The organism is Roseibium sp. AWQ4_290 (assembly GCF_056160985.1).
On record NZ_JBSWYG010000025.1, the window covers coordinates 35,507 to 60,469 of the forward strand.

At 61.0% G+C, this 24,963-nt stretch carries 24 protein-coding genes; all 24 read left to right on the plus strand.

The genetic code is table 11. The features are described 5' to 3' along the window. Positions 1-30 precede the first annotated feature (30 nt). The 24 genes from ACXAH0_RS21655 (at position 31) to rbfA (ending at position 24,936) form a co-directional block, all read left to right on the plus strand. Positions 31-705, plus strand: a complete 675-nt coding sequence (locus ACXAH0_RS21655; RefSeq protein WP_475195005.1) for a class I SAM-dependent methyltransferase — start codon at positions 31-33, stop codon at positions 703-705. 189 nt (positions 706-894) lie between these two features. Further along, positions 895-2,031, plus strand: coding sequence for a peptidoglycan-binding domain-containing protein (locus tag ACXAH0_RS21660; RefSeq protein ID WP_475180067.1), 1,137 nt, complete (start codon positions 895-897; stop codon positions 2,029-2,031). A 113-nt stretch (positions 2,032-2,144) separates the two neighbouring features. Beyond that, entirely contained in the window at positions 2,145-2,720 is a 576-nt protein-coding gene (locus ACXAH0_RS21665) for an NADPH-dependent FMN reductase (RefSeq protein ID WP_475180070.1), read from the plus strand. 112 nt (positions 2,721-2,832) lie between these two features. Further along, the gene (gene hslV / locus ACXAH0_RS21670) at positions 2,833-3,393 is read left to right on the plus strand and encodes an ATP-dependent protease subunit HslV (protein ID WP_475180075.1); all 561 of its coding nucleotides are present in this window, start codon (positions 2,833-2,835) and stop codon (positions 3,391-3,393) included. A 114-nt stretch (positions 3,394-3,507) separates the two neighbouring features. Next, entirely contained in the window at positions 3,508-4,812 is a 1,305-nt protein-coding gene (hslU, locus tag ACXAH0_RS21675; protein ID WP_475180079.1) for an ATP-dependent protease ATPase subunit HslU, read from the plus strand. A 69-nt stretch (positions 4,813-4,881) separates the two neighbouring features. After that, positions 4,882-5,376 (plus strand): universal stress protein, encoded by a 495-nt coding sequence (locus tag ACXAH0_RS21680; RefSeq protein WP_475180081.1) that lies wholly within the window; start codon positions 4,882-4,884, stop codon positions 5,374-5,376. A 287-nt stretch (positions 5,377-5,663) separates the two neighbouring features. Continuing rightward, entirely contained in the window at positions 5,664-6,221 is a 558-nt protein-coding gene (locus ACXAH0_RS21685; RefSeq protein WP_475195006.1) for a NifU family protein, read from the plus strand. A 173-nt stretch (positions 6,222-6,394) separates the two neighbouring features. Then, on the plus strand, positions 6,395-7,072 hold the full coding sequence (gene tsaB / locus ACXAH0_RS21690) for a tRNA (adenosine(37)-N6)-threonylcarbamoyltransferase complex dimerization subunit type 1 TsaB (protein WP_475180087.1): 678 nt from the start codon (positions 6,395-6,397) through the stop codon (positions 7,070-7,072). Beyond that, positions 7,069-7,557 (plus strand): GNAT family N-acetyltransferase, encoded by a 489-nt coding sequence (locus ACXAH0_RS21695; RefSeq protein ID WP_475180092.1) that lies wholly within the window; start codon positions 7,069-7,071, stop codon positions 7,555-7,557. The genes tsaB and ACXAH0_RS21695 overlap by 4 nt, the downstream gene beginning before the upstream one ends. Positions 7,558-7,602: 45 nt before the next feature. Further along, the gene (locus ACXAH0_RS21700) at positions 7,603-8,052 is read left to right on the plus strand and encodes a Fur family transcriptional regulator (protein WP_475180095.1); all 450 of its coding nucleotides are present in this window, start codon (positions 7,603-7,605) and stop codon (positions 8,050-8,052) included. After that, on the plus strand, positions 8,042-8,911 hold the full coding sequence (gene olsA / locus ACXAH0_RS21705; protein ID WP_475195008.1) for a lyso-ornithine lipid O-acyltransferase: 870 nt from the start codon (positions 8,042-8,044) through the stop codon (positions 8,909-8,911). Before ACXAH0_RS21700 ends, olsA begins: the two co-directional genes overlap by 11 nt. A gap of 149 nt (positions 8,912-9,060) precedes the next feature. Next, on the plus strand, positions 9,061-10,530 hold the full coding sequence (miaB, locus tag ACXAH0_RS21710) for a tRNA (N6-isopentenyl adenosine(37)-C2)-methylthiotransferase MiaB (protein WP_475180101.1): 1,470 nt from the start codon (positions 9,061-9,063) through the stop codon (positions 10,528-10,530). An 84-nt stretch (positions 10,531-10,614) separates the two neighbouring features. Then, positions 10,615-11,649 carry a PhoH family protein gene (locus ACXAH0_RS21715; protein ID WP_475180157.1) on the plus strand — a complete coding sequence of 345 codons (1,035 nt, stop codon included), beginning with the start codon at positions 10,615-10,617 and terminating at the stop codon, positions 11,647-11,649. Positions 11,650-11,667: 18 nt separating this feature from the next. Beyond that, positions 11,668-12,201, plus strand: a complete 534-nt coding sequence (gene ybeY / locus ACXAH0_RS21720) for an rRNA maturation RNase YbeY (RefSeq protein ID WP_475180104.1) — start codon at positions 11,668-11,670, stop codon at positions 12,199-12,201. A gap of 36 nt (positions 12,202-12,237) precedes the next feature. Then, positions 12,238-13,491: a transporter associated domain-containing protein gene (locus ACXAH0_RS21725; protein WP_475180105.1), complete on the plus strand. Its 1,254-nt coding sequence runs from the start codon at positions 12,238-12,240 to the stop codon at positions 13,489-13,491. Positions 13,492-13,731: 240 nt separating this feature from the next. Then, positions 13,732-15,348 carry an apolipoprotein N-acyltransferase gene (lnt, locus tag ACXAH0_RS21730; protein WP_475180108.1) on the plus strand — a complete coding sequence of 539 codons (1,617 nt, stop codon included), beginning with the start codon at positions 13,732-13,734 and terminating at the stop codon, positions 15,346-15,348. A gap of 189 nt (positions 15,349-15,537) precedes the next feature. Next, positions 15,538-15,942 (plus strand): helix-turn-helix transcriptional regulator, encoded by a 405-nt coding sequence (locus ACXAH0_RS21735; RefSeq protein WP_319387580.1) that lies wholly within the window; start codon positions 15,538-15,540, stop codon positions 15,940-15,942. Positions 15,943-16,055: 113 nt separating this feature from the next. Further along, positions 16,056-17,228: a methionine adenosyltransferase gene (metK, locus tag ACXAH0_RS21740; protein WP_475180112.1), complete on the plus strand. Its 1,173-nt coding sequence runs from the start codon at positions 16,056-16,058 to the stop codon at positions 17,226-17,228. A 140-nt stretch (positions 17,229-17,368) separates the two neighbouring features. Then, on the plus strand, positions 17,369-18,064 hold the full coding sequence (gene trmB, locus ACXAH0_RS21745) for a tRNA (guanine(46)-N(7))-methyltransferase TrmB (protein ID WP_475180117.1): 696 nt from the start codon (positions 17,369-17,371) through the stop codon (positions 18,062-18,064). Positions 18,065-18,375: 311 nt separating this feature from the next. Then, positions 18,376-18,969, plus strand: a complete 594-nt coding sequence (rimP, locus tag ACXAH0_RS21750; RefSeq protein WP_475195009.1) for a ribosome maturation factor RimP — start codon at positions 18,376-18,378, stop codon at positions 18,967-18,969. 74 nt (positions 18,970-19,043) lie between these two features. Beyond that, positions 19,044-20,702 carry a transcription termination factor NusA gene (nusA, locus tag ACXAH0_RS21755; protein ID WP_475180123.1) on the plus strand — a complete coding sequence of 553 codons (1,659 nt, stop codon included), beginning with the start codon at positions 19,044-19,046 and terminating at the stop codon, positions 20,700-20,702. 189 nt (positions 20,703-20,891) lie between these two features. Then, positions 20,892-21,527: an RNA-binding protein gene (locus tag ACXAH0_RS21760; protein ID WP_475195011.1), complete on the plus strand. Its 636-nt coding sequence runs from the start codon at positions 20,892-20,894 to the stop codon at positions 21,525-21,527. A gap of 29 nt (positions 21,528-21,556) precedes the next feature. Then, complete coding sequence (gene infB / locus ACXAH0_RS21765) at positions 21,557-24,295, plus strand: translation initiation factor IF-2 (RefSeq protein ID WP_475180128.1); 2,739 nt, start codon at positions 21,557-21,559, stop codon at positions 24,293-24,295. Between the two features lie 227 nt (positions 24,296-24,522). Further along, complete coding sequence (gene rbfA, locus ACXAH0_RS21770) at positions 24,523-24,936, plus strand: 30S ribosome-binding factor RbfA (protein ID WP_475195014.1); 414 nt, start codon at positions 24,523-24,525, stop codon at positions 24,934-24,936. The last annotated feature ends 27 nt before the right edge of the window (positions 24,937-24,963 follow it).

Consider the following 24,963-nt stretch of genomic DNA (forward strand, 5'->3'; position numbering starts at 1 on the left):
TATTCGTTTCTCGGGAGCGAGTGAGGTAACATGCTGCAGCGCCACAATTTTCGCGTCGACAGGTTCCGGGAAAAGCTGGACAAGGCCGCAGCCGTGCGCAGCCGGGTGCTCGATGAGATGAAATTCATCCGCTCCTGGGCCCAAAACCCGTTGAGAACCGGAGCCGTGGCCCCGTCAGGCCCGGATCTGGCCGCGAAAATGGCCTCCTATATCGTGCCACGCCCCCATTCGCGCATCGTGGAGCTTGGCCCGGGCACCGGTGTTGTGACCAAGGCGCTCATGGACCGGGGCTTTGTCCATCCGCATCTCAATCTCATCGAATACAGCGCCGATTTCTGCGACTTGTTGAGCTTGCGGTATCCGGGCCTCACAGTGCTTCAGGGGGATGCCTATGCGCTTGCCCAAACGCTCGCCCAGGACGGCGGTTTTCTATCGGGAGAGAACCGTACAGCCGATTCCGGCCGGGGGGAGCTGGATGGCATCGTTTCGTCTCTGCCGCTTCTGACCCGTCCGGAGCCCGTGCGCCGCGCGCTTTTGACTGACGCCCTGAGGCTCTTGAAACCCGGCGCCCCCTTTATACAGTTTTCCTATGGGCTTGCTGCGCCGGTGAAACCGAAAACCCGTGGCGTTTCGGTGCACAGTTCCGAATGGGTCTGGAAAAACCTGCCGCCGGCGAGGGTCTGGGTCTACCGTAAGGGCCATTGACGGCACTTGCAGGAGTGCGTGGCACTAAATTTCCTTTACGTAATATTTTTCCGGAGTTTAAAGTCTTCTCCGCAGAGGACACCTTGCGTCTGCCGTTTTCGTGATGCGAATCACACGGATTGGCGGGCTCAGGTCTTTACACTGCAGGAACAGACATTCGTATTTTTTTTAAATCATTGGGCTTTCGACATGATCAACTCAAGCATTGGTATTACCGGCTCTGTGGGCCGGTTCGGGAAAAACGAGCAACTCGATGTTAAAACTGTCCAAACGCGGCTGAATGCCCTCATGGGCGGCTCACGCAAGGCCCTTGTCGTTGATGGCCGTGTGGGATCGAAAACCATTGGCACCATCAAGGATTTTCAGGTCAGTGTGGTCCGGTTGCGCCGCCCGGACGGGCGGGTGGACCCGGCCAAACGCACCATCAGCGCCATGAATGATCCGCAGTCTGCCTCAATCTGGCAGCGCATGTGCATTCCACCGGAGGCGAACCCGTCGACAGTGTCGAATGACACGGTGCGCGATCAGCGTCTCACACCGGCCGAAAAGCTGCTGGCCAAAGAGGCGGCCAATCTGGGCGAGAGCAGTGCGTTTGACGAATTCCGGCGGGAGCTGATCGACAAGAGCTTCCCCAACATGAAGAAGTTTCTCGGCACAATCGGCCGGGCTGAAGATGCCCGCAAGCTGATCGCCGCCTGGGCGCAACTGCGCAAGTGGGGGTTCTCGCCGGCTGAGGCGCGGGAGGTCATGAAGGCGGTCTCCGGCATGCGCGGCCGTCAGATCGGCGCGCTGGACGCAATCTCGGCCCCGGCATCGAAATTCGGCCGGTTCCTGGGCTCCCTTGGCAGCAAGGCCGGAGCGGCAGGCCATGTGATTGTGATGATCGAGGTGGCCGACAAGTTCGAGCAAGGCGACTATCTGTATGGCACGACCGAGCTCTACAAATTTTTCATGGGCAAGGCGATCCCCTGGGCCGGAATGGTTGAGGGGCTGCAGAGCCTTGTTGAGGCAATTGCCCCGGGCGCGGCCAAAAACAGCAAGGTGTTTCAGGTCATCCGGGCCTGTGATCCGATCGGCCTGGGGGCGTCTGGCGTGGACAGCATGACCACCCTGGTGCTGGGCACCATCCACCTGATCCAGACAGGTGAAATCGATACGGTACGGTTGAACCGGCTGGTTGCCCGGATGAAACAGGGGCCGACCCGTCTGTTTGCCGAAATGGGCGAAGAGCTGGGCGACTCTCTCTACGAAATGTCCAGGTGGCGCAAGGACGACTGGACCTATGCGGTCAAATGCGTGCCCGGTTTCATTGCCAGCCTGTTCTGAGCCTGCGCCTCTTCCTTGGACCGCCATTCGGGGGTGGCGAAGCCGCTCCCGCTTGCCATATGCCTTTAGGACCCGTTTGATAGGGAATAGGTTCAGCTGAGAAGAGGTGGTTGATGCGTAATCCGAAAATACTTGTGTGCTCCGGCTCGGTGCGCAGCGGTTCTTTGAATGCTCAGCTGACGGCGCTGGTGGCCAAGCGGCTTACCATTCTGGATGCAGAGGTGACCCGCCTGTCGCTGAAAGACTATCCGCTGCCGGTCTATGACGGCGACCTGGAAGACACGGACGGGGTGCCGGAAACTGCGCGCAAGCTGCACCGCCTGCTGAGCGGGCAGGACGGAGTCTTTCTCGCCTGTCCGGAATATAATGCCGGGATAACACCGCTTTTGAAAAACACGCTCGACTGGGTCAGCCGGGTGCGCGATCCGGGGGAGCCTTACCGGAACAAGGTGTTTGCGCTCGGGGCGGCCTCTCCGGGAGGCTTTGGCGGCATGCGCGGTCTGATCGGCATGCGTACCATCCTGGAAGTGGGCCTGGGCGCGCTGGTTCTGCCGCAAATGGTGTCCGTGCCTAAGGCTTCTTCTGCGTTCGACGAGCGTGGCGATCTGGCGGATGACCGGCTAAGCGGCCAGCTGGACAAGCTGGTTGAGGCGCTGCTCAAGGCGACCCGGATCGAAATGTCCCACTGAAGGCAAGGCCTTGCAAAGGGGCTGGTGGCCTGCCGCAGCTGAAAGAGAGCTTGGAAAAGATGGAAATGCCGCCTACATAGGGCGGCAGCAAGGAAAAACCCAAGAGGACTGAATGAGCGAGACGCGCGAACCGGCCCAGTGGCACGGGACGACGATCATGATGGTGCGCAAGGGCGGCAAGGTGGTGATTGCCGGTGATGGCCAGGTGTCCCTCGGCCAGACCGTGATCAAACATTCCGCCCGCAAGGTCCGGCCTCTGGCCAAGGGCGAGGTGATTGCCGGGTTCGCCGGGGCGACAGCCGATGCCTTCACCCTGTTTGAACGGCTGGAAGCGAAACTGGAACAATATCCGGGCCAGCTGATGCGGGCCTGTGTGGAACTCGCCAAGGACTGGCGCACGGACCGGTATTTGCGCCGCCTGGAAGCGATGATGCTGGTGGCCGACAAGAATGTGTCGCTGGTGCTGACCGGGACAGGCGATGTGCTGGAGCCGGAAGGTGGCGTCATGGGCATCGGCTCGGGCGGCAACTATGCCCTTGCCGCCGGACGGGCTCTGGCGGAGACCGGCTATGATGCGGAAACAATTGCCCGCAAGGCCATGGCTGTGGCCGCTGAAATCTGCGTCTACACCAATTCCAGCGTGACAGTCGAGGTGCTGGATGCTGCTGAATAGGCCGCGCCGGGCCGGGCACAGGGCTTGTCTCTCATGGCCTTGCCCCGGGGCTGTGTCACCGCGTGCAGCTGCCTGCAGATGCAAGATATGAAGACGGAAGGCGTATCTTAAAAAATGACCGATTTTTCTCCGCGGGAGATCGTATCCGAACTCGACCGCTATATCGTTGGCCAGAAAGATGCCAAGCGCGCCGTGGCGATCGCCCTGCGCAACCGGTGGCGGCGTCAGCAGCTTCAAGGTCAAATGCGTGAGGAAGTGCTGCCGAAAAACATCCTGATGATCGGCCCGACCGGGGTCGGCAAGACGGAGATTTCCCGGCGTCTGGCAAAACTGGCCCATGCCCCCTTCACAAAGGTTGAAGCGACCAAGTTTACCGAGGTCGGCTATGTCGGCCGGGATGTGGAACAGATTGTGCGCGATCTGGTGGAAGCCGGTATTACGCTGATCCGGGACAAGAAGCGCGAAGAGGTCAAGGCCAAGGCCCATGTTCTGGCCGAAGAGCGGGTTCTGGACGCGCTTGTGGGCAGCAATGCCAGCCCGGCGACCCGGGACAGTTTCCGCGCCAAACTGCGCGACGGCGAAATGGACGACAAGGAAATCGAGGTGGAGGTGCGCGCCCAGACGCAGATGCCCAGCTTCGATCTTCCCGGCATGCCTGGCGCAAGCGTCGGGGTGATGAATATGTCCGACCTGCTTGGCAAGGCTTTTGGCGGCCAGACCAAGACCAAGCGGACCACAGTGCGCGACAGCTATGCGCTGCTGATAAATGAAGAATCCGACAAGTTGCTGGACGAGGACAAGGTCGTTGAGGAAGCCATCGCCCTTGTGGAGAATTCCGGCATTGTGTTTCTGGATGAGATCGACAAGATCTGCGCCCGGGAAGGCCGGGCCGGGGCGGATGTCTCCCGCGAAGGGGTGCAGCGCGATCTGTTGCCGCTGATCGAGGGTACGGTCGTGTCCACGAAACACGGCCCGGTCAGGACCGACCACATTCTGTTCATCGCCTCCGGCGCGTTCCATGTGGCCAAGCCCTCCGACCTTCTGCCCGAATTGCAGGGCCGTCTGCCGATTCGGGTGGAATTGCGGGCGCTGACCAAGGAGGACTTTCGGGCCATTCTCACTGAACCGGAAGCCAGCCTGATCAAACAATATGTGGCTCTGCTGGACACGGAAAACGTCAGCTTGTCCTTCACCGAAGACGCAATTGAGGAAATCGCGTCTGTGGCCGTGGACCTGAATGCCTCGGTGGAAAATATCGGAGCCCGGCGCCTGCAGACCGTCATGGAGCGCATCCTGGACGAGATCTCCTTCACCGCGCCGGACCGGTCCGGGGAAACCATCGAGATCACGGCGTCATTCGTGAAGGACAATATCGGCGATCTGGCCAAGAATGTCGATCTGTCGAAGTTTATCCTGTAAGGCGCAAGCGCAGCGCGTGCCGGGATTTCCCTGCTTGCGATGCGTGAGCGCCGGTGGCAGCATGCACCCATGGTAGCTATTCGGAAAAGCAACGAAGAGGGCCACCGCCGGAAATTTCTGGTCGTGGTTGATGAAACGCCTGAATGCGACAGGGCAATCGTCTATGCGGCAAAGCGGGCGGCACGGACAAGTGGGGTCGTGACACTCGTCTTCGTGATTGCACCGGGCGATTTCCAGCATTGGCTGGGCGTGGAAGACATCATGCGGGCGGAAGCCCTGGAAAAGGCCGAGGCAACCCTCGCCAAGGCCGCCGAGCGGATCCGCTCCGTCGCCCGCACCGAACCGGAAACGGTTGTGCGGGAAGGCACCCAGTCCGAAGAAATACTGGACCTGATCGAGGCCGATGCGGATATCGCGATCCTGGTTCTGGCCGCCAGCACCGGTTCGGAAGGGCCGGGACCGCTGGTCTCCTCCATTGCCGGAAAATCGGCGGGCACGTTCCCGATACCTGTGACCATCGTGCCGGGCAATCTGGACGATGATTCCATTGCGGCGCTTGCCTGAGACGGCTGCCAGAACCGGGCTGCCTGATCAGTTTTTCTGTGGGATCTTGATCCGGCCAGCCGGACACCTATCTAGTTTTTAACGGTTCCAAACTTCTCCGATTTGCGGTAGAAGAACCCATCGGTGTTTTGCGATGAAGGAGAGGCGCAGGACACCAGCGTTGCCGAGGCGAGAAGAACCGGTGTGTTCCGGCTTGGCGCGCAGTGAACAGGCCGGACAATCTGCCACTTAACGCAGGCTGCCCGTCCGGTGAAGGGACGCGTTGAAAAACGCCAAGGACGACAAAAATGTTTATTCAAACGGAAGCAACTCCCAATCCGGCCACGTTGAAGTTTTTGCCCGGCCGGATTGTTCTGCCCGAAGGCACCTATGATTTCCGCTCGCGGGCCGAGGCGGGGGCGTCCCCCCTGGCCGAGAAACTGTTTGATGTTCCCGGTGTAGTGGCCGTGTTTTTCGGCCATGACTTTGTGACCGTCACCAAGGACGACACGGACTGGCAGCACATGAAACCGGCCATTCTCGGGGTGATCATGGAACAGTTCATGTCCGGGCAGCCAGTCATGGCGGCAGGCCAGTCGGAGGATATCGAAGAAGGTGAATTCTTCGAAGACGGCGACGAGGAGACCGTCAATACCATCAAGGAGCTTCTGGAAACACGGGTCCGCCCGGCCGTGGCCCAGGATGGTGGCGACATCACCTTCAAGGGCTTCAAGGAAGGGATTGTGTATTTGTCGATGCGCGGCGCCTGTGCAGGCTGCCCGTCTTCCACGGCAACCCTCCAGCACGGCATCCAGAACCTTTTGCGCCACTTTGTCCCGGAAGTGGAAGAAGTCCGGCCGATCTGACGAATGTCTGAGACGATCCTCAGGGCCCGGCGGCAGCGCCGGGCCTTTTTCGTTTTGGAAACAAATGCCTGAAAGCAGGGATCGGGCTTTCTTTGTGGAGCGCAAGCCCGCAATTGGGCGTAGGTCCAAAGCGCGGCTCGACTCCGGACCGGCAAGAAGGTAGTGGCATAGGCATGCGACTGCTTGCCATCGATACGTCCCTTGCCAATTGCGCTGCGGCCGTCCTTGACGACGGGGCGGCCTCGGCCTGTTTCCGGGCGCTGGGCGAGGAAATCGGCCGGGGCCATGCCGAACGGCTAATGGATATGATCGGCGAGGTGATGGCCGAGAGCTCCACGGCGTTTTCCGGTCTTGACCGGGTCGCGGTGACCGTCGGGCCGGGCAGTTTCACCGGCCTCCGGGTCGGGCTGGCCGTGGCGCGCGGCTTTGGCCTGGTGCTGGGCACGCCGGTGGTTGGCATCACGACACTGGCGGCCATCGCCCGGGCCTCGGCGCCTGCCGATGGCGGGGCACCGGTGCTGGTGGCGCTCACCGGCAAGGCTGACGAGGTCTATTGCCAGGAATTTGATGCTTCCGGCAGCAGCTTGAGCGCAGCCGGTGTGCGCCGCTTGTCTGATCTTGCGGCCACCCTGCCGAAGGGCATAAGATTGGCCGGATCGGCTGCAGACAGTGTCGCGGCGGCGCTTGAACTTTCCGGAGACAGGATCCTGTCCCGGGCCGGCTTTCCCGAAATCCGGGATGTGGCAGAGCTGGGCGTCCTCGCAGACCCGGCCCTTTCCGCGCCGTCGCCGCTTTATCTGCGGCCTCCTGATGCAACGCCTCAAACCCGGGGGAGGATTGAGCGGCAATGAGTTTCTGGTGGTTCTGGACCCAGCCGCCGGTTGTGGAAGACGCGCTGGACGAGGATCTGCCCAAGCTGGCCGGTATCCATGCGGCCTCCTTTGCGAACAAGTGGACGGCGGAAGACCTGGCCCGCATGAAGGGGCAGAGCGGGACATCCATGCTGGTGGCCCGCCGCGCAAGCCCTTATGGCACACGGGCCCCGCTGGGCTTTCTGATCCTGCGCAGCGCGGCCGATGAGGCCGAGGTCATCACGATTGCGGTCGATCCGCGCCAGCGCGGGCGGGGTATTGGAAAGAAGCTGATGGAAGCCGGCCTGTTCCGGCTCTACAGCGACCGGTGCAGTTCTCTCTTTCTGGAGGTTGATGCGGCCAACGAACCGGCGCTGCTGCTCTACCGCAGCCTCGGCTTCCGCCAAGTGGGCGAGCGCAAGGCCTATTATAGCGAGAGCGGCGGCGACGGCACGGCGCTTGTCATGCGCGTGGATCTTCGTTAAGCCGCACTACGCAAAAGACCAAGTCAACAAGCAGGCAGCAACTTCATGGCGGATGAACGGCACTCCACGCTGGCGGACATGTGCATTGAAAAAGGCATGCGCATGACGGAGCAGCGCCGGGTCATTGCAAGCGTTCTGGAGCAGGCTTCCGAAGAACATCCGGATGTGGAAGAGCTGTACCGCAGGGCGGTGGCGATTGATCCGGGCATTTCCATTTCGACCGTCTACCGGACCGTGAAACTGTTTGAAGATGCCGGCATGATCGAGCGGCACGACTTCCGCGACGGCCGCTCCCGCTATGAAACCGTTCCCGATGAGCATCACGATCATCTGATTGATCTGCGCAGCGGCCGGGTGATTGAATTCCGCAGCGAGGAAATTGAGGCGCTACAGGATTTCATTGCCAAGAAACTCGGCTACAAGCTTGTTGATCATCGGCTGGAGCTTTACGGTGTCCCTCTGGAGGGCTCCAAGAGCGAGCAGAATGATAGCTAACCTGAAAGCCGCGTGGCTTGTGTTTGTCCTGACCCTTGTGTCCCTCGTGCTGATCCCGCTGCAATGGCTGGCGGTCAGGTTTGACCTGGCCCTCAAGACCCGTCTGCCGCAGATCTGGCACCGGATCGCAACCCGCCTTGTGGGTATCAAGATCAGCACGGTGGGCCGCCCGGCTGCGGACCGGCCGCTTCTGATCACCGCCAATCACGCCTCCTGGGTCGACATTACGGTGATTGGCTCCCTGATGCCCCTGTCCTTCATCGCCAAATCGGAAGTGTCCGGCTGGCCCGTTTTCGGGCTTTTTGCAAAATTGCAGCGTACGGTGTTCGTGAACCGCACCCGCCGCTCTGAAACCGGCAAGGTGGCCAGCCAGATCGCAGAGCGCATAAGGCAAGGAGATGCCATGGTGCTCTTTGCCGAAGGCACCTCCAATGACGGCAACAGTGTTCTGCCGTTCCGTTCCGCGCTTCTAGGGGCTGCCACCCGGGCATTGGGCGAAAGCGAAGACGGCAAGGTCTGGGTGCAGCCGCTCTCCATTGCCTATCAGGGCTTTTATGGCCTGCCCATGGGCCGCGCGCACCGGCCCCATGTGGCCTGGTATGGGGATATGGAACTGGCGGGCCATCTTTGGGGGATCTTCTCAAGAGGCGCGCTGGATGTGATCGTGAGCTGGGGCACGCCCGTTGCCATTGACAGAGCAACTGACCGCAAGGCGCTGAGCTTGCGCCTGGAACGGGAAGTGCGGGCGCTGACTTTGGCCTCGTTGCTGCAAAAGCCGGTCGATCAGGCCGATTTCGGCGAGCCGGAGCAGAACGGGTTCTTCTCATTGGATGAAAAAACGGCTAAAGGTGGCGCCTGACGAAAGGGGACTGCCCCAAAGGACCAGCCGCAGCCCGGCGGTCTGCGGGACAAGGCAGCGCTGCTGAAGCGGCATGACGCGGTTTTGGAAGACATCCCCTGCACCGGTTACCGAGACAGGACGGCCACAGACAAGGCCACGAGGAGCGAATGGAAAGCCGCCCGGACAAAGACAGTGAGACGACCGCCAGCGCCGTTTCCCCGGCCGAGACCGGCACAAAAAACGGCAGCAACATGCGTAAGGTGTTCATGCGCACCTATGGCTGCCAGATGAATGTCTATGACAGTGAGCGCATGACCGATGTGCTGGCTCCCGAAGGCTATCAGACCACCGAGGACCTGGAAGACGCGGATCTGGTGATCCTGAACACCTGTCACATCCGGGAAAAGGCGGCGGAAAAGGTTTATTCCGAGCTGGGCCGGATCCGCAAGGTCAAGGAAGAGCGTGCCAAATCCGGCAAGGACATGATGGTCGGCGTGGCCGGCTGTGTCGCCCAGGCGGAAGGAGCTGAGATTTCCCGGCGTGCACCGATTGTCGATCTGGTCGTCGGTCCGCAAAGCTACCACCAGCTGCCAGGGCTTCTGGACAAGGCGCGGGCGGGCAAGCGCATCGTTGAGACCGAATTTGATATTGATGCGAAATTCGACCACCTGTCGGCGCGGGCGCAAAAGCCGGTTCTCAAGCGTCCTCCAGCCGCGTTTCTGACGGTTCAGGAAGGTTGCGACAAGTTCTGCACCTTTTGCGTGGTGCCATATACGCGCGGGGCGGAAGTCTCCAGATCCGTGGCACAGATCGTGGACGAGGCCGAACGCATGGCCGCCTCCGGCGTGCGCGAGGTCACGCTGCTGGGCCAGAATGTGAACGCCTATCACGGCGAGGCACCGGATGGAGGGACCTGGAGCCTTGGGCGTCTGCTGCACCGGCTGGCCGAAATCGATGGGCTCGACCGGCTGCGCTATACCACCAGCCATCCGCGTGACATGGATGATGAATTGATCGAGGCGCACCGGGACCTGAAAAGCCTGATGCCTTATCTGCATCTTCCCGTTCAGTCCGGATCGGACAAGATTCTGAAAGCCATGAACCGCCGTCACACCCGCGAGGACTATTTCCGTCTGATCGACCGGATTCGCGCCGCTGCGCCCGATCTGGCCTTGTCAGGCGATTTCATCGTCGGTTTTCCGGGCGAAACGGATCAGGATTTTGAGGATACGATGGACCTGATCCGCCGGGTGGAATACGGCTCGGCCTTTTCCTTCAAGTATAGCCAGCGTCCCGGCACACCCGGGGCGGCCATGGAGGATCAGCTGCCGGAAGAAGTGAAATCCGCCCGCCTGGCCGAGCTGCAAACGCTGGTCAGCGCGCAGCAAAAGGCCTTCAATGCCTCGCGCAAGGGCATGGTTTGCGACGTGCTTCTGGAAAAAAAGGGCCGTAACGCGGGCCAGCTTGTTGGCAAGTCCCCCTGGCTGCAGCCGGTGCAGATTGATGCAGCGGAGGATCTGATCGGCTCGATACAAGCGGTGGAAATCATCGAGATCGGATCTAATTCTCTGTTCGGGCGGCTGATTGGCAGGCAAGATAATCTTGAGAATCCCCAGCCGGTTCCGGCCGCGCTCTAAAGGAGACGTCATTTGACGCGCGACAGTTCTTCTTCGTCCCGCAAGCAATCGGATCCCTCGACCCCGGCCGGGCTGGCCTCCGACATGACCCATATCGTTCTTGCTTTTGAAGACAACCGGCTGATTGGTGATCTCTTCGGCCAGTTCGACCAGAACCTGGCCCTGATTGAGCAGCGGCTCGGGGTGGATGCGATTGCGCGCGGCAATCAGGTCACCTTGAAGGGCTCCGAAACGGCCTGCACCCAGGCGCGCACGGCGCTTGAGGCGCTTTATCAGCGCCTGCTGCAGGGCCAGGAAATCCATCCGGGCGATGTGGACGGTGCCCTCAGGATGGCAGCGGCGGCCGATGCCCAATTGCCCCTGCCGACGCTGGAGCCCAAATCGCGGCTGGCCTTTGCCCAGATTGCAACCCGGCGCAAGACCATTGTGGCGCGCACCCCGACCCAGGACGCCTATATCCGGTCCATGGACCGGGCCGATCTCATTTTCGGCACGGGTCCGGCGGGCACCGGCAAGACCTTTCTGGCGGTGGCCTATGCCGCAGCCCTTCTTGAGCGGGGCGATGTGGCCCGGCTGATCCTGTCCCGCCCGGCCGTTGAAGCGGGTGAGCGCCTGGGTTTCCTGCCCGGGGAAATGAAGGACAAGGTCGACCCTTATCTGAGGCCGATCTATGATGCGCTTTATGAAATGATGCCGGCGGAGAAAGTCGACCGGGGGCTCCAGTCCGGCATGATTGAGGTGGCGCCGCTCGCCTTCATGCGTGGCCGCACCTTGTCAAATGCGGTTGTGCTGCTGGATGAAGCGCAGAACACCACGTCCATGCAGATGAAAATGTTCCTGACCCGCCTTGGGGAAGGCTCGAAGATGATTGTCACCGGCGATCCCAGCCAGATCGACCTGCCCTCGGGCCAGAAATCCGGTTTGCGCGAAGCGCTGGGCCTTCTGACCGACATTCCGGCCGTTGCCCATATCCGATTCAACGAACAGGACGTGGTGCGTCATGAGCTGGTGGGCCGGATCGTGACTGCCTATGACAATGCGTCGCGCGAAGAATCCGAAGCACGCGAGCGGCGCTATGAGGCGCGGCGGCGCGAGTCGGAGGCGGACGCTGCCCAATAGGCGCCGTCCGGCCTGAAGATGAACGGAGTTGAGACCACCGGAATGGCCCTGCCAGCGGGATTTCAGATCGACCTGTCACGGGAGGCCGGCAACTGGCCTGACGAGACAGAGCTGCTGCGCCTGTCTGAACGCGCTATCGCGGCGGCCTTTGCCGGAGCGGATCTTCAGGCGCTTGCGACTTCGGAAGTCTCGCTGGTGTTTACGGATGATGCGGCGATCCGGAAGCTGAACGGCCAGTGGCGGGACAAGGACAAGCCGACCAATGTTTTGTCCTTTCCCGGCAGCGACCCGCAGGGTGAGGTCTATGGCCCGCTTCTCGGGGACATTGTTTTTGCCTTTGAAACGGTCCAGCGCGAAGCGCAGGAAATGGGAGTTGAATTTTCAGACCATCTTTCCCATCTCACCGTTCATGGTTTGCTTCATCTTTTCGATTATGACCACCAGGACGATGAAGAAGCCGAATTGATGGAACGTCTGGAAAAGATCATTTTGGCATCGATAGGTATAGATGACCCCTATGCGGACAGTCCTCTTGTGGCAGACAGCGGTTAGGTGGCATCATGGGGCATGATACTCTTGTTTTGATAGATGATGAACGCAGTTGAACCGCAAAGTCCGGCAGGCGACGCGAAAGCCGCCGGCACGGGGCACTCTCCGGACGGAGAAGACCCGCAAGAGACCAAGCCGCAGCGGACTGCGGCCTTTCTCGAAAATCTCAAACGCATGCTGCGCTTGGGGCGTCAGTCCTCGAGCCTGCGCGAAAATCTGGAAGACGAGCTGGCGCGCGGCGGCAGTGGCGACACCGCGTTTTCGCCCGAAGAGCGCTTGCTGCTCGGCAATATTCTGCGCCTGCGGGAATTGCGCGTCGATGATGTCATGATCCCGCGGGCCGACATCGATGCGGTCGATGTCGATACCAGCTTGAGCCGCCTGATGGAGCTGTTCCAGAAGAGCGGCCATTCCCGCATGCCCGTCTATGAAGAGACGCTGGATGATCCGCGCGGCATGGTCCACATCAAGGATCTGATGAGTTTCATTGCCGAACAGGGCTGCAGCCGTCTTCCCGAGGGGGCGGAGGACGCCGCCGCTGGCAGCGCGGCCGTGTCTTCGGAAACAGGTTCTTCCGTTCAGGGAACATCCGGGAGTGGCCATGGCGGCAACGGGTCAGGCCGCAAGGGGCACAACAGCCCGGACCTGGACCTGTCCTGTGTGGACTTGTCGGTCTCCCTTAAGGAAACGGACCTTGTGCGCGAGTTGCTCTTCGTCCCGCCTTCCATGCCCGCCCCGGACCTGATGGCCAAAATGCAGGCAGGCCGGATCCAGATGGCGCTGGTGATCGATGAATATGGCGGCACGGACGGTCTGGTGTCGCTGGAGGACCTTGTGGAAGAGGTCGTGGGTGACATTGAAGACGAACATGATGAGGATGAGGAGGCCATGCTGGCCCCGTCCGGGGAAGGGGGCTGGATTGCGGACCCGCGTTTGCCTCTGGAAGATGTCGACAAGGCGCTTGGCACCCGTTTGACCGAGGGCGAGATTTCTGAAGATGTCGATACGCTGGGCGGGCTTCTTTATGTCTCCATTGGCCGGGTTCCGGTGCGCGGCGAATTGCTGTTTGTTCCCGGGGAAATGCCGGGCTTCGAATTTGAGATCATGGATGCGGATCCCCGGCGGATCAAACGGTTGAAGATCCGCCGCAGGCGGGCTGAACCCCGGCCGCAGGAGCTGCGCCGGCGGCCGAAGAAGGCGGAGCCTGCACCGGCGGACGCCGCCGCAGAGCCCCGGACTACGTCTGAAGAGGTGGCGGCGGACAAGACACCGCCTTCCAGCGGCAGCGCCTGATCCCAATCGGGATTGGTGCTGGGCGGTTCCCGGAGCGGGGCTCGGCGCTCCGGGATCAAAGCGTTTTGCCTGTTACGCGGAAATCTCTGGATTTCAGGCTGCGAAAGGCAAATCCAATGAAATGCGGTGTGCGCTAAAAGCGCTTTGGGTGTGCTTTTCAAAGCGTTGCCGGACATTTTGCCTTGACCCCCCTGCGGGGGAGCCGACAAATCTCCAAATCGCATTTGGGGATCGGTTTTGATGAATTGGCTCTCGTACAGGCTGAGTTTTCTGCCAAACACGTTCTTGCTCGCCTGGGGGCTGCAACGGCGCCTCCTATGCATCCTTCTGGGCGCGGCAACAGCCTTTGCGCTGCCACCCTACAACTTGTCTGTGGTCTTGCTGATTGCCTTTCCCTGCCTTGTCTGGCTTCTGGATGGCGCCATCGAGCCGGGGCGCGGACGGGTCTGGGCGCGGGTCCGCACCGGCTTTGCCCTTGGCTGGTTGTTCGGCTTTGGCTATTTCCTCTCCGGACTGTGGTGGATCGGAACCGCCTTTCTGGTGGATGGGGACCGGTTTGCCTGGTTGATGCCCTTTGCCGTTGTGGCCATGCCGGTCGGGCTGGCCCTCTTTACCGGCGCGGGGGTTGCACTGGCGGCCGTGTTCTGGAGCGGCCGGTTTCAGCGGATCTTGCTGCTGGCTGCCTGCCTGACCTTGTCGGACTGGGTCCGTGGCCATGTCCTGACCGGCTTTCCCTGGAACGCGTTCGGATATGGGGTGTCCGGCGTATTGCCGCTGACACAGATTGCCAGCCTGGTGGGGCTTTACGGACTGACTTTTCTTGTGGTTGCCATTGCGGCAACACCGGCCGTGCTTGCGGACACCCGGCCCTTCACCCAGCGGGCCGGAGCGGTGTCCCTGGCCGCTGGCGCCCTTGTCCTTGTGGCCGTCTTTGGCTGCCTCCGCCTCTGGATGCTTGCTCCGGTGGACTCTGATCTCGACATCCGCATCGTGCAGCCGGCAATTGATCAGGCGGACAAGTGGCGGCCGGAACTGAAGGACGGGATCTTCCGCACCTATCTCGACATGACGGAAGCGCCTTTGGGCGGCAACGCACGGGTCGGGCAGCAGAGGCTGGTTGTGTGGCCCGAATCAGCTGTGCCGTTTTTGCTGACCCAGGAGCCCGGTGCGCTGTTCAAAATCGGCAACGCCCTGGGGGAAAACAGTGAACTTGCCACCGGAGCGGTACGTTCTGAGCCGGGAACGCAAAAAAACGAATACTTCAACAGTATTTACCTGATCGCAAATGACGGCACTGTTGAAGGGTTCTACGACAAGATGCGGCTGGTTCCTTTCGGGGAATTCGTACCTTTGAAACCCTTGCTGGAAACGCTCGGGATTTCCAGTCTTGCGGGTCCTCTGGAGGGCTTCGAAGCCGGATATCAGCGCCGGGTGCTGTCAACTTCGGCGGGTACCGGATTTCTGCCACTTATTTGTTATGAAGTGATTTTTCCGGGTCTTGCTGGCGAAGTGACCGGAAATACGGCGTTTTTGTTGAACGTGACAAATGATGCATGGTTCGGGCGCACGCCGGGGCCATACCAGCATTTCGAGCAGGCCCGTATGCGCGCAATCGAGACCGGGTTGCCCGTCGTAAGGGCTGCAAATACCGGTATATCTGCCATTGTTGATGGGGCGGGAAACATTGTAGGACAACTACCTATTTTCGAGCGTGGTGTGCTTGATGTGAAGCTTCCGCAGGGTTTAAGCAGGACTATCTACGTAAAATTTGGCGATCTTCCTGTGCTCTTTATTTCGATAACACTTGTGGGATTTGCGTGTTTTTCACGCTGCAACCAGAACTCGCGTGAAAATTGATGTTTTTTGTTTGAGTTGAGTGATTAAAGTGTGATACAACCGTGAAATAGCCGATTGAAGGTTATTCATGTGCAAGTGAAGGGTTGCGGGCTTTCTTCAATTTTCCGGGTCTGGTGGGAGGATCAGGAAGAGCTTGTACTAACTAAAGCGAGCGGACATTCGCCGCGAGAAAAAGAAAGAGCGACGTACATGCCCAGTAAGAAGTCTCCAAATCCAATTGATATACATGTTGGAAGCCGCGTCCGTCTTCGCCGGATGATGCTTGGTATGAGTCAGGAAAAACTGGGTGAGAGCCTCGGCATCACCTTCCAGCAGATTCAAAAATATGAAAAAGGCACGAACCGCATTGGCGCCAGCCGCCTGCAGCATATTGCCACCATTTTGAAAGTCCCCGTTTCCTTCTTCTTTGAAGATGCTCCGGGCACCCCGGAAGAAGCCGAAGGCTTCGGAGAGACACAGCCGACCTCTTATGTGGTCGATTTCCTGTCATCTTCGGAAGGGTTGTCCCTGAACAAGGCCTTTGTCCGCATCGAGGACCCGAAGGTCCGCCGCCGGATCGTTGACCTGGTCCGTTCCCTGGCCGGCGATGAGTGATAAAAAAACACAACACGCTTGACGCGGCCTGGATCTTCTAAGATTGATGCACATGAAGCGGCGAATGTCATTCGCCGCTTCTGTCATATTCATTCCCAGAAGGACGATCGCCAATGGCACGTCAGAATTACCTGTTCACTTCCGAGTCTGTGTCCGAAGGGCACCCGGACAAAGTCTGCGACCGTATTTCCGATGCGGTTGTTGATGCCTATCTCAAGGAAATGCCCGAAGCACGTGTGGCCTGCGAAACCCTGGCGACCACCAACCGCATCGTGATTGCGGGCGAAACCCGGGGTCCGGCCACCATCACAAATGACTATATTGCCCATCTTGCTCGCATGGCCGTAAAGGATATCGGCTATGAGCAGGACGGCTTCCATTGGGAAACCTGCGACATCGCGGTGCATCTCCATGCTCAGTCTGCCCATATCGCCCAAGGGGTTGATGCTGGCGGCAACAAGGATGAGGGCGCCGGCGACCAGGGCATCATGTTCGGCTATGCGTGCCGCGAGACCGAAGAGCTGATGCCAGCCCCGATCCTTTATTCTCACAAAATTCTGCGTCTTCTGGCGGAGGCTCGCAAGTCCGGCACGGAGCCGGTGCTGGGCCCGGATGCCAAGAGCCAGGTGACCGTGCGCTATGAAAACGGTGTGCCCGTGGCGGCCACCTCCATCGTTTTGTCCACCCAGCATCTCGACCCGGCGCTGACGTCGGAGGACGTGCGCAAGATCGTTGAGCCCTATATCCTGACGGCGCTGCCCGACGGCTGGATCAGCAACGAGACTGAATGGCACGTGAACCCGACCGGCGCCTTCGTGATTGGTGGTCCTGACGGGGACGCTGGCCTGACCGGCCGCAAGATCATTGTCGACACCTATGGCGGGGCCGCGCCCCATGGCGGCGGTGCCTTCTCCGGAAAGGACCCGACCAAGGTGGACCGTTCGGCGGCCTATGCGGCCCGCTATCTTGCAAAGAATGTGGTGGCGGCCGGCCTGTCGGACCGCTGCACCATCCAGCTGTCCTATGCCATCGGCGTCTCCGATCCGTTGTCGGTCTATGTGGACCTGCACGGTACGGGCCGCTGCGATGAAACGCGTCTGGAAAAGACCCTGCGCGAGGTTATGGGCCTGAGCCCGCGGGGTATCCGCGAGCACCTGAAGCTGAACAATCCGATCTATGAGCGCACCGCGGCTTATGGCCATTTCGGCCGTCAGCCGGACGCTGATGGCGGTTTCAGCTGGGAAAAGACCGATCTCGTTGACGCCCTGCGCCCGCTTGCGGGATAAGCTGTCCGAAGCGTCGCGACGACCGAAACACAGGATCGCCGGCCATGTGCTGGCGATCTTCTGATTTTTGGGGCGGATATTCCCGGATTGCTGACAAGGCCGTTGCGGGAGTGGAAGCTGTTTGAAGTGCCTGTTTTGAAATGACTGACCGTTACGAAGGTTCCTTTTTTGGCCGCCGGAAAGGCAAGCCGCTCAGCCCGCGCCGCGAGGCGCTAATGGAAACGGAATTGCCGCGTCTGGCGCTGGATCTGGACGTGCCTGCGCCTGCGGACCTGACGGATCTGTTTGAAGCTGATGTGACCGGGGTCTGTCTTGAGGTCGGCTTTGGTGGCGGGGAGCATCTCCTGCACCGGGCGCGCACCCAGCCGGGTACGGGCTTTATCGGCGTGGAGCCGTTTGTCGGCAGCATGGCCAAGGCGGTCACGGCTGTTGTCGAAGAGGGCTTGAAGAATATCCGCCTCTATGATGATGACGCGGTCAATGTGCTCGACTGGCTGCCGGAAGCCTCGCTGGATCTGGCCTATCAGCTCTATCCGGATCCCTGGCCGAAAAAGCGCCACTGGAAGCGCCGGTTCATCAATGCGGACAATCTGACCCGCTATGCCCGTGCCTTGAAGCCGGGCTGTGAGTTCCGCTTTGCCAGTGACATCGACACCTATATCGACTGGACCTTGCGCCACTGCCGCGACCATGACGCTTTCGACTGGACCGCGCAGACCGCGCGGGACTGGAAGGAGCCCTGGCAGGGCTGGCCGGGGACCCGCTATGAAGCCAAGGCGGTCCGGGAAGGCCGCCGGGGGCGGTATCTGACCTTCCGCAGGCGTGAACAGGCCTGAGCCCGGCTTCCAGGGTTGGGCTCTGAACGGGGCGGGGCGGTCTCACAATTGAGATTGCTGTTAACGGCTGTTGGAAGTTCTTTTTGGGATTTGGCGCGAGGGTCTTGCGTTTTGCCCGGCTTTGGCGTTATACAGCCGGTGTTTCACCTCAAACGGCTTATCTGAGCATTTTGAGAGTGGGCCCGCCGGGGACCCGCTCTTTTTTGCTTAAGCACAGCCGGAAACACGCCGCCCGGCAGGGAGCCTCATTGGAACGGCGGCGGGGCCTTAGCGGAGCTGACGGCCGAAGACGGTTTGAACAGGAGCCAGGTGTGAGCGCACACGAACCAAGACTTGTCACGGAACAGGGCCTCGATGCCCGTGTTGCGGCCATTGTGGAGCCGGTCATCGAAGACCTTGGGTTCCGTCTTGTACGTACCAGGATCAGCGCGGCCAACGGGTGCACGCTGCAGATCATGGCCGAGCGCCCCGATGGCACCATGACAGTTGAAGATTGCGAGGCGGTCAGCCGGGCGGTCTCGCCCGCCCTAGATGTGGAAGATCCGATCAACCGGGCCTATCATCTGGAAGTCTCGTCTCCCGGTATCGACCGCCCTCTGGTGCGGGCCGGTGATTTCGAGCGCTGGGCAGGCCATGAGCTGAAAGTGGAAATGGCCGTGATGCTTGACGGCCGCAAGCGCTTTCGTGGCACGCTGCTCGGCGCCGGGAATGGTGCAGCGCAGGTGCGCCTTCCCGATGTGAAGGACGGCGATCAGGACACGGTGCTGCTGCCGCTGGAAAATATCGGCGAGGCCAAGCTCGTGCTCACCGACGATTTGATTACCGCTGCGCTTCAGGCCGAAAAAGCGGCCCTTGCGGCGCGCGGCCAGGAAGACGAGCTGACACAGGACAATACGCCCAACTAAGCCGTCGAGGCTGACGGGCAGGACAAACGCGCCACCAAGACCAAGGCCCGAACCTGGCGCAAGAGGAGTGGAATATGGCAATCAGCGCGAACCGGCTGGAACTGCTGCAAATTGCGGATGCGGTTGCCCGGGAGAAGTCGATCGACCGGATGATCGTGATCAACGCTATGGAAGATGCGATCCAGAAGGCGGCCCGCTCCCGCTATGGCACGGAAACCGAAGTGCGCGCCGAGATCAATCCGAAGACCGGCGAGATCCGGCTGCAGCGCCTGCTTCAGGTGGTTGAGGCCGTGGAAAACGTGTCGACGGAAATCGCGCTGGAAGACGCACAGTCCCGCAACCCGGAAGCCAGTCTGGGCGATTTCATTGCCGAGCCGCTGCCGCCGCTGGATTTCGGCCGGATCGCCGCGCAGTCCGCAAAGCAGGTGATCGTGCAGAAAGTGCGCGAAGCAGAGCGCGACCGCCAGTATGACGAATTCAAGGACCGGGTCGGCGAAGTCATCAATGGTGTCGTCAAGCGGGCTGAATATGGCAACGTCATCGTGGATCTGGGCCGCGGCGAAGGCATTGTGCGCCGGGACGAGCTGATCCCGCGCGAGATCTTCCGCACCGGCGACCGGATCCGGGCCATCATCTATGATGTCCGCCGCGAGCAGCGCGGCCCGCAGATCTTCCTGTCGCGCACCCATCCGCAATTCATGGCCAAGCTGTTCGCCCAGGAAGTGCCGGAAATCTATGATGGCGTCATCGAAATCAAGTCCGTGGCCCGTGATCCGGGCTCCCGCGCCAAGATCGCGGTGATCTCCAAGGACTCTTCCATCGACCCGGTCGGGGCCTGTGTGGGGATGCGCGGCAGCCGCGTTCAGGCCGTTGTCGGCGAGCTGCAGGGCGAGAAGATCGACATCATTCCGTGGAACGAAGAAGCTGCGACTTTCATCGTCAACGCACTCCAGCCGGCAGAAGTTGCCAAGGTTGTGCTTGACGAGGACGCGGAACGGATCGAAGTTGTGGTGCCCGATGACCAGCTGTCGCTTGCCATCGGCCGGCGCGGTCAGAATGTGCGTCTTGCTTCCCAGCTCACGGGCTGGGCGATTGACATCATGACCGAGCAGGAAGAATCCGACCGCCGTCAGAAGGAATTCCTGGAGCGATCGCAGCTCTTCATGGAAGCCCTTAACGTTGATGAGATGGTTGGCCAGCTTCTGGCAACGGAAGGCTTTACCTCCGTTGAGGAAGTTGCCTATGTGGAGATTGAGGAAATCTCCATGATCGAAGGTTTCGACGACGATACGGCCGTGGAGATCCAGGCCCGTGCCCGGGATTACCTGGGCGAACTGGAAGCCAAGCTTGATGAAGAGCGGATCGCCCTCGGGGTCTCCGACGATCTGCGCTCCGTCGACGGCATCACTACGGCGATGCTGGTGGCACTCGGCAAGGACGACATCAAGTCGATGGAAGATCTGGCCGGTTGTGCCGCCGACGATCTGGTCGGCTGGACCGAACGCAAGGACGGTGAAACCAAACGTTTTGAAGGCGCCCTGTCCGCGTTTGACGTCTCCCGGGCGGATGCCGAAAACATGGTGATGGCAGCCCGTATCGCAGCCGGCTGGGTCACTGAGGAAGAGCTGGCTGCCCAGGCTGCCGCTGAGGTGGAAGAGGCCGAGGAAGAGATTGAAGAGGCCGTTGAAACGGTCGAGGAAGAAGCGCCAGCCGGTGCCATTTTGAACGGCTGAACGGGGCGGCCGCCTCGTGAGTTTCCTGCAGCCCAGTGGGGGCAGGACAGCCCGGCGGCTTTGAAGACGGTCAATGGTGCCAGGCTCAACCGGGCCCGGTTCACCGGATGATCTGAAGGAAAGAAGGACTGACCGGCGGCCTGCGGAGACAACGGGGCAAAGGGTCGGCCGGTCTGAAGGAGTGGCGGCGTGCCAAGGAAGAATGACCCGACCGAGCGGCAGTGTGCCGTTACGCGGGAGGTTCAGCCCGTCAGCTCGCTGATCCGGTTCGTGCTTGATCCTGAGGGTGAGGTGGTTCCGGATCTGAAGCGGGTGCTTCCGGGGCGCGGCGTTTGGGTGACGGCTGTGCGCGAAAGTGTCGCGGCGGCCGAGACCGGCCGGAAAAAGGTGTTTGGACGGGGTTTCAAGTGTGAGGCTCGTGTCACGCCGGGGCTGGCGGACCGTGTGGATGCGCTGATGGAACGGGCCGCGCTGCAGGCGTTGTCCATAACGCGCAAGGCCGGAGAGCTGGTGACCGGCTATGCAAAAGTTGAAGCGGCCTTGCGGCGGGATGCCGTGGCCGGGTTGATCCACGCCTCGGATGCGTCCGGGGACGGGATCCGCAAGCTGGCGGCGGTGGCCGCCGGCAGACAGGAACTGGCAAACGGATTTCAAACCGTCCGTTTGTTCGATTCGACCCAATTGGATTTGGCATTGGGCCGGTCAAATGTGATACATGCTGCACTGCTTGCGGGACAGGCGAGTGAAAACTTTCTTGCACGGGTACGTGACATGGAGCGTTTTCGCGGTTATTCCGCAGCGAGCGACGAAAAGAGCAACGCGTAGCAGGGCGGTTGCGCAGGACTGAAGGCAATATGAGCGATACGAAAAATCCAGGCGACAAGACAATCAGCGTTGAGCGTGGCAAGACGCTTGGGCTCAAGCGGGGTGGTGGCGACCAGGGAACGGTCCGCCAGTCCTTTTCGCATGGCCGGTCAAAAGCAGTCGTCGTGGAAAAGAAAAAGCGCCGTGTTGTGATCCCGGGGCAGGAGCCGAAACCGGAAGCGCCCGCACCGACCACACAGCGCCTTGAAAAGCCGTCCGAAGCGCCGCGCAAACCCCAGCAGCCCGATCCGCAGCAGGCCAAGCAGGCCCGCCGCTCTGCTTCCGGTCAGCGCCAGAAGGGCAATGGCAACGTTCTGCGCACCTTGACCAAGGAAGAAGCGGCCGCTCGCGCTGCCGCGCTCCAGATGGCCAAGGAACGCGAGGTCGTTGAGCGCAAGCAGCGCGAAGAGGATGAGAAGCGCCGGGCAGTGGAAGCTGAACAGCGCAAGGCCGAAGAAGAAGCCCGGGCCAAGGCCGAGGCGGAAGAACAGGCCAGGCAGGCTGCTGAAGACGCCCGTCTGGCCGAAGAGCGCGCCAAGGCAGCTGAAGCGGAAGCCGCTGCGGCTCCCGTACAGGCAGAGGCCAAGGCCGAGGCATCCAAGCCCGCCAGGACGGATAGCACCCGTGCTCCGGCCCGCCGGCCCGCCCATGATGGCGGCCGCCCGCCGAGCCTGGATGACATGGGTAAGCGCAAGCCTGCCGCGACACCGGCCCGGCCGAAACCCGAAGGGCAGCCCGCTGGCGAAAGCGAAGACCGGGGGGCGAAGAGCCTGCGCACGGTCAAACGGCCGAAACAGGCTCCGGCGCCTGCTGCCCGTCCGCGTGGCGGCGAAGACCGCCGCCGCTCAAAACTGACCATTTCGGCTGCAACCGGCGGGGATGACGGTCAGCGGGCCCGTTCGCTCGCCTCCATGCGCCGCCGCCAGGAAAAGGCAAAACGCGGTCAGCAGCAGGTGGTCCGCGAGAAGATTTCCCGCGAAGTGACCTTGCCCGAGGCGATCACGATCCAGGAGCTGGCCAACCGGATGGCCGAGCGCGCTGTTGACGTGATCAAGCTGCTGATGAAGCAGGGCCAGATGCTGAAGATCAACGACGTGATCGACGCCGATACCGCCGAGCTGATCGCAGAAGAAATGGGTCACACGGTCAAGCGCGTGTCCGAAGCGGACGTGGAAGAAGGCCTTTTCACCCAGGAAGACGAAGATGCCGCTCTGGAGGCGCGTCCTCCGGTCGTTACCATCATGGGCCATGTCGACCATGGCAAGACCTCGCTGCTCGACGCGGTTCGCAAGTCCAAGGTGGTCTCCGGTGAAGCCGGTGGCATCACCCAGCATATTGGCGCTTATCAGGTCGATCAGGACGGTCAGAAGATCACCTTCATCGACACGCCGGGCCACGCCGCGTTCTCGCAGATGCGTGCCCGTGGGGCCAAGTCGACCGATATTGTCATTCTTGTTGTGGCCGCCGATGACGGTGTCATGCCGCAGACCAAGGAAGCCATTGCCCACGCCAAGGCCGCCGATGCGCCGATCATTGTTGCCATCAACAAGATCGACAAGCCGGGCGCCGATCCGAACCGGGTCCGCACCGAGCTTCTCAGCGAAGAGCTGGTGACCGAATCCATGGGCGGTGACGTGATTGACGTGGAGGTCTCCGCGCTCAACGGCACCAATCTCGACAAGCTGCTGGAAATGATCCTGCTGCAGGCCGAGGTTCTGGAACTGAAAGCCAACGCAAACCGCACGGCAGAGGGTATCGTCATCGAAGCCCAGCTCGACCGGGGCCGCGGGCCGGTGGCCACCGTTCTGGTCCAGAAAGGGACTCTCAAGCCGGGCGACATCCTCGTGGCGGGCTCCGAATGGGGCCGTGTGCGCGCGATGCTCGATGAAAACGGCAAGCAGGTGAAGGAAGCCGGACCGGCCAAACCGGTCGAGGTGCTGGGCTTCCAGGGAACGCCGGCCGCCGGTGATCTGGTTGCTGTGGTCGAAAACGAGGCCCGTGCCCGCGAGATCACCGATTACCGTCAACGGCAGATCCGCGAAAAAGCCTCCGTGGTGGCCTCCGGCGCCCGTGGCTCGCTGGAGCAGATGATGAACCGTCTGCAGGAAACCGGCCGCAAGGAATTCCCCCTGGTGCTGAAAGCGGACGTGCAAGGCTCGGCAGAAGCAATTGCCCAGGCCTTGAACGAACTCGGCAACGAGGAAGTCGGCGCCCGCATTCTTCTGTCCGGTGTCGGTGGCATCACCGAAAGCGACATCACACTTGCGGCGGCCTCCAACGCACCGATCCTCGGCTTCAACGTGCGTGCCAACAAACAGGCCCGCGAAGCGGCGGCCCGGGACGGCATTGAGGTGCGCTACTACAACGTGATCTACGATCTGGTGGATGACATCAAATCGGCCATGTCCGGCCTGCTGTCGCCGGAGCGGCGCGAAACCTTCCTCGGCAATGCGGAGATCAAGGAGATCTTCCACATTTCCAAAGTGGGCAAGGTCGCCGGCTGCCTGGTTACCGAAGGGATCGTGGAACGCGGTGCCAATGTCCGCCTGATCCGCGACGATGTCGTGATCCACGAAGGCGAGCTGGGCACGCTCAAGCGCTTCAAGGACGAGGTCAAATCGGTCGAATCCGGTCAGGAATGCGGCATGAACTTCGTCAAGTACCAGGATATGCGTGCGGGTGACATCATCGAATGTTTCCGTGTGGAGCAGATCGCAAGAACGCTCTGACCTGCGTCAGACATCAAATTGAAACGGATGTCAGCGGCTTATTGGCTTAAGCCGCTGACAGTGTATCTGGTCACGGGTGTTTCTGCCGTGCCATGGCTGCCACGCTCATGCCCCGGAACGCCTCCAGACGTTTCCGGGCAACGCGATGGCGGCGGCGGCGGAGCCCGCCCGGCAGGCCCATCCCCGGCTCCGGGTCCGCATTGGCCAGCGATGCAAGGACAACAACTATGGCAAGACATCACGGTCAGGACAGCCGTGGACCGTCTCAGCGCCAGCTGAAGGTTGGCGAGACGGTGCGCAAGGAACTGTCCGACATTCTCACACGGGGCGAGTTTTCCGATCCGGATCTGGACGGGGCCATCGTCACCATTCCCGAAGTGCGCATGACCCCGGATCTACGGCTTGCGACCTGCCTTGTCATGCCGCTGGGCGGCAAGAACGCGGACAAGGTGGAAAAGGCCCTCAACCGCAGCGCCAAATATTTACGCGGCCAGGTGTCCCGGCGCCTGACCATGAAATACATGCCGGATCTACGCTTCGTCCTGGATACCCGCTTTGATGATGACGACCGTATCGGCACGCTGCTTCATTCGCCAGGCGTCTCTCGGGATCTCGGCGAGGACGAAACGCACGAGGACTGATTTTGCCCGCTGCGCGACTGAAACTCT

Bases quoted from the DNA above. Each gene is read 5' to 3' on its own strand.
- tsaB (WP_475180087.1), top strand. From the start codon at position 6,395: ATGCGACTGCTTGCCATCGATACGTCCCTTGCCAATTGCGCTGCGGCC.
- miaB (WP_475180101.1), top strand. From the start codon at position 9,061: ATGGAAAGCCGCCCGGACAAAGACAGTGAGACGACCGCCAGCGCCGTT.
- ACXAH0_RS21655 (WP_475195005.1), top strand. From the start codon at position 31: ATGCTGCAGCGCCACAATTTTCGCGTCGACAGGTTCCGGGAAAAGCTG.
- hslU (WP_475180079.1), top strand. From the start codon at position 3,508: ATGACCGATTTTTCTCCGCGGGAGATCGTATCCGAACTCGACCGCTAT.
- lnt (WP_475180108.1), top strand. From the start codon at position 13,732: ATGAATTGGCTCTCGTACAGGCTGAGTTTTCTGCCAAACACGTTCTTG.
- ACXAH0_RS21725 (WP_475180105.1), top strand. From the start codon at position 12,238: ATGATGAACGCAGTTGAACCGCAAAGTCCGGCAGGCGACGCGAAAGCC.
- infB (WP_475180128.1), top strand. From the start codon at position 21,557: ATGAGCGATACGAAAAATCCAGGCGACAAGACAATCAGCGTTGAGCGT.
- metK (WP_475180112.1), top strand. From the start codon at position 16,056: ATGGCACGTCAGAATTACCTGTTCACTTCCGAGTCTGTGTCCGAAGGG.
- ybeY (WP_475180104.1), top strand. From the start codon at position 11,668: ATGAACGGAGTTGAGACCACCGGAATGGCCCTGCCAGCGGGATTTCAG.
- ACXAH0_RS21660 (WP_475180067.1), top strand. From the start codon at position 895: ATGATCAACTCAAGCATTGGTATTACCGGCTCTGTGGGCCGGTTCGGG.
- nusA (WP_475180123.1), top strand. From the start codon at position 19,044: ATGGCAATCAGCGCGAACCGGCTGGAACTGCTGCAAATTGCGGATGCG.
- ACXAH0_RS21665 (WP_475180070.1), top strand. From the start codon at position 2,145: ATGCGTAATCCGAAAATACTTGTGTGCTCCGGCTCGGTGCGCAGCGGT.
- ACXAH0_RS21715 (WP_475180157.1), top strand. From the start codon at position 10,615: ATGACCCATATCGTTCTTGCTTTTGAAGACAACCGGCTGATTGGTGAT.
- hslV (WP_475180075.1), top strand. From the start codon at position 2,833: ATGAGCGAGACGCGCGAACCGGCCCAGTGGCACGGGACGACGATCATG.
- rbfA (WP_475195014.1), top strand. From the start codon at position 24,523: ATGGCAAGACATCACGGTCAGGACAGCCGTGGACCGTCTCAGCGCCAG.
- olsA (WP_475195008.1), top strand. From the start codon at position 8,042: ATGATAGCTAACCTGAAAGCCGCGTGGCTTGTGTTTGTCCTGACCCTT.
- ACXAH0_RS21700 (WP_475180095.1), top strand. From the start codon at position 7,603: ATGGCGGATGAACGGCACTCCACGCTGGCGGACATGTGCATTGAAAAA.
- ACXAH0_RS21685 (WP_475195006.1), top strand. From the start codon at position 5,664: ATGTTTATTCAAACGGAAGCAACTCCCAATCCGGCCACGTTGAAGTTT.
- ACXAH0_RS21695 (WP_475180092.1), top strand. From the start codon at position 7,069: ATGAGTTTCTGGTGGTTCTGGACCCAGCCGCCGGTTGTGGAAGACGCG.
- ACXAH0_RS21735 (WP_319387580.1), top strand. From the start codon at position 15,538: ATGCCCAGTAAGAAGTCTCCAAATCCAATTGATATACATGTTGGAAGC.
- trmB (WP_475180117.1), top strand. From the start codon at position 17,369: ATGACTGACCGTTACGAAGGTTCCTTTTTTGGCCGCCGGAAAGGCAAG.
- ACXAH0_RS21680 (WP_475180081.1), top strand. From the start codon at position 4,882: ATGGTAGCTATTCGGAAAAGCAACGAAGAGGGCCACCGCCGGAAATTT.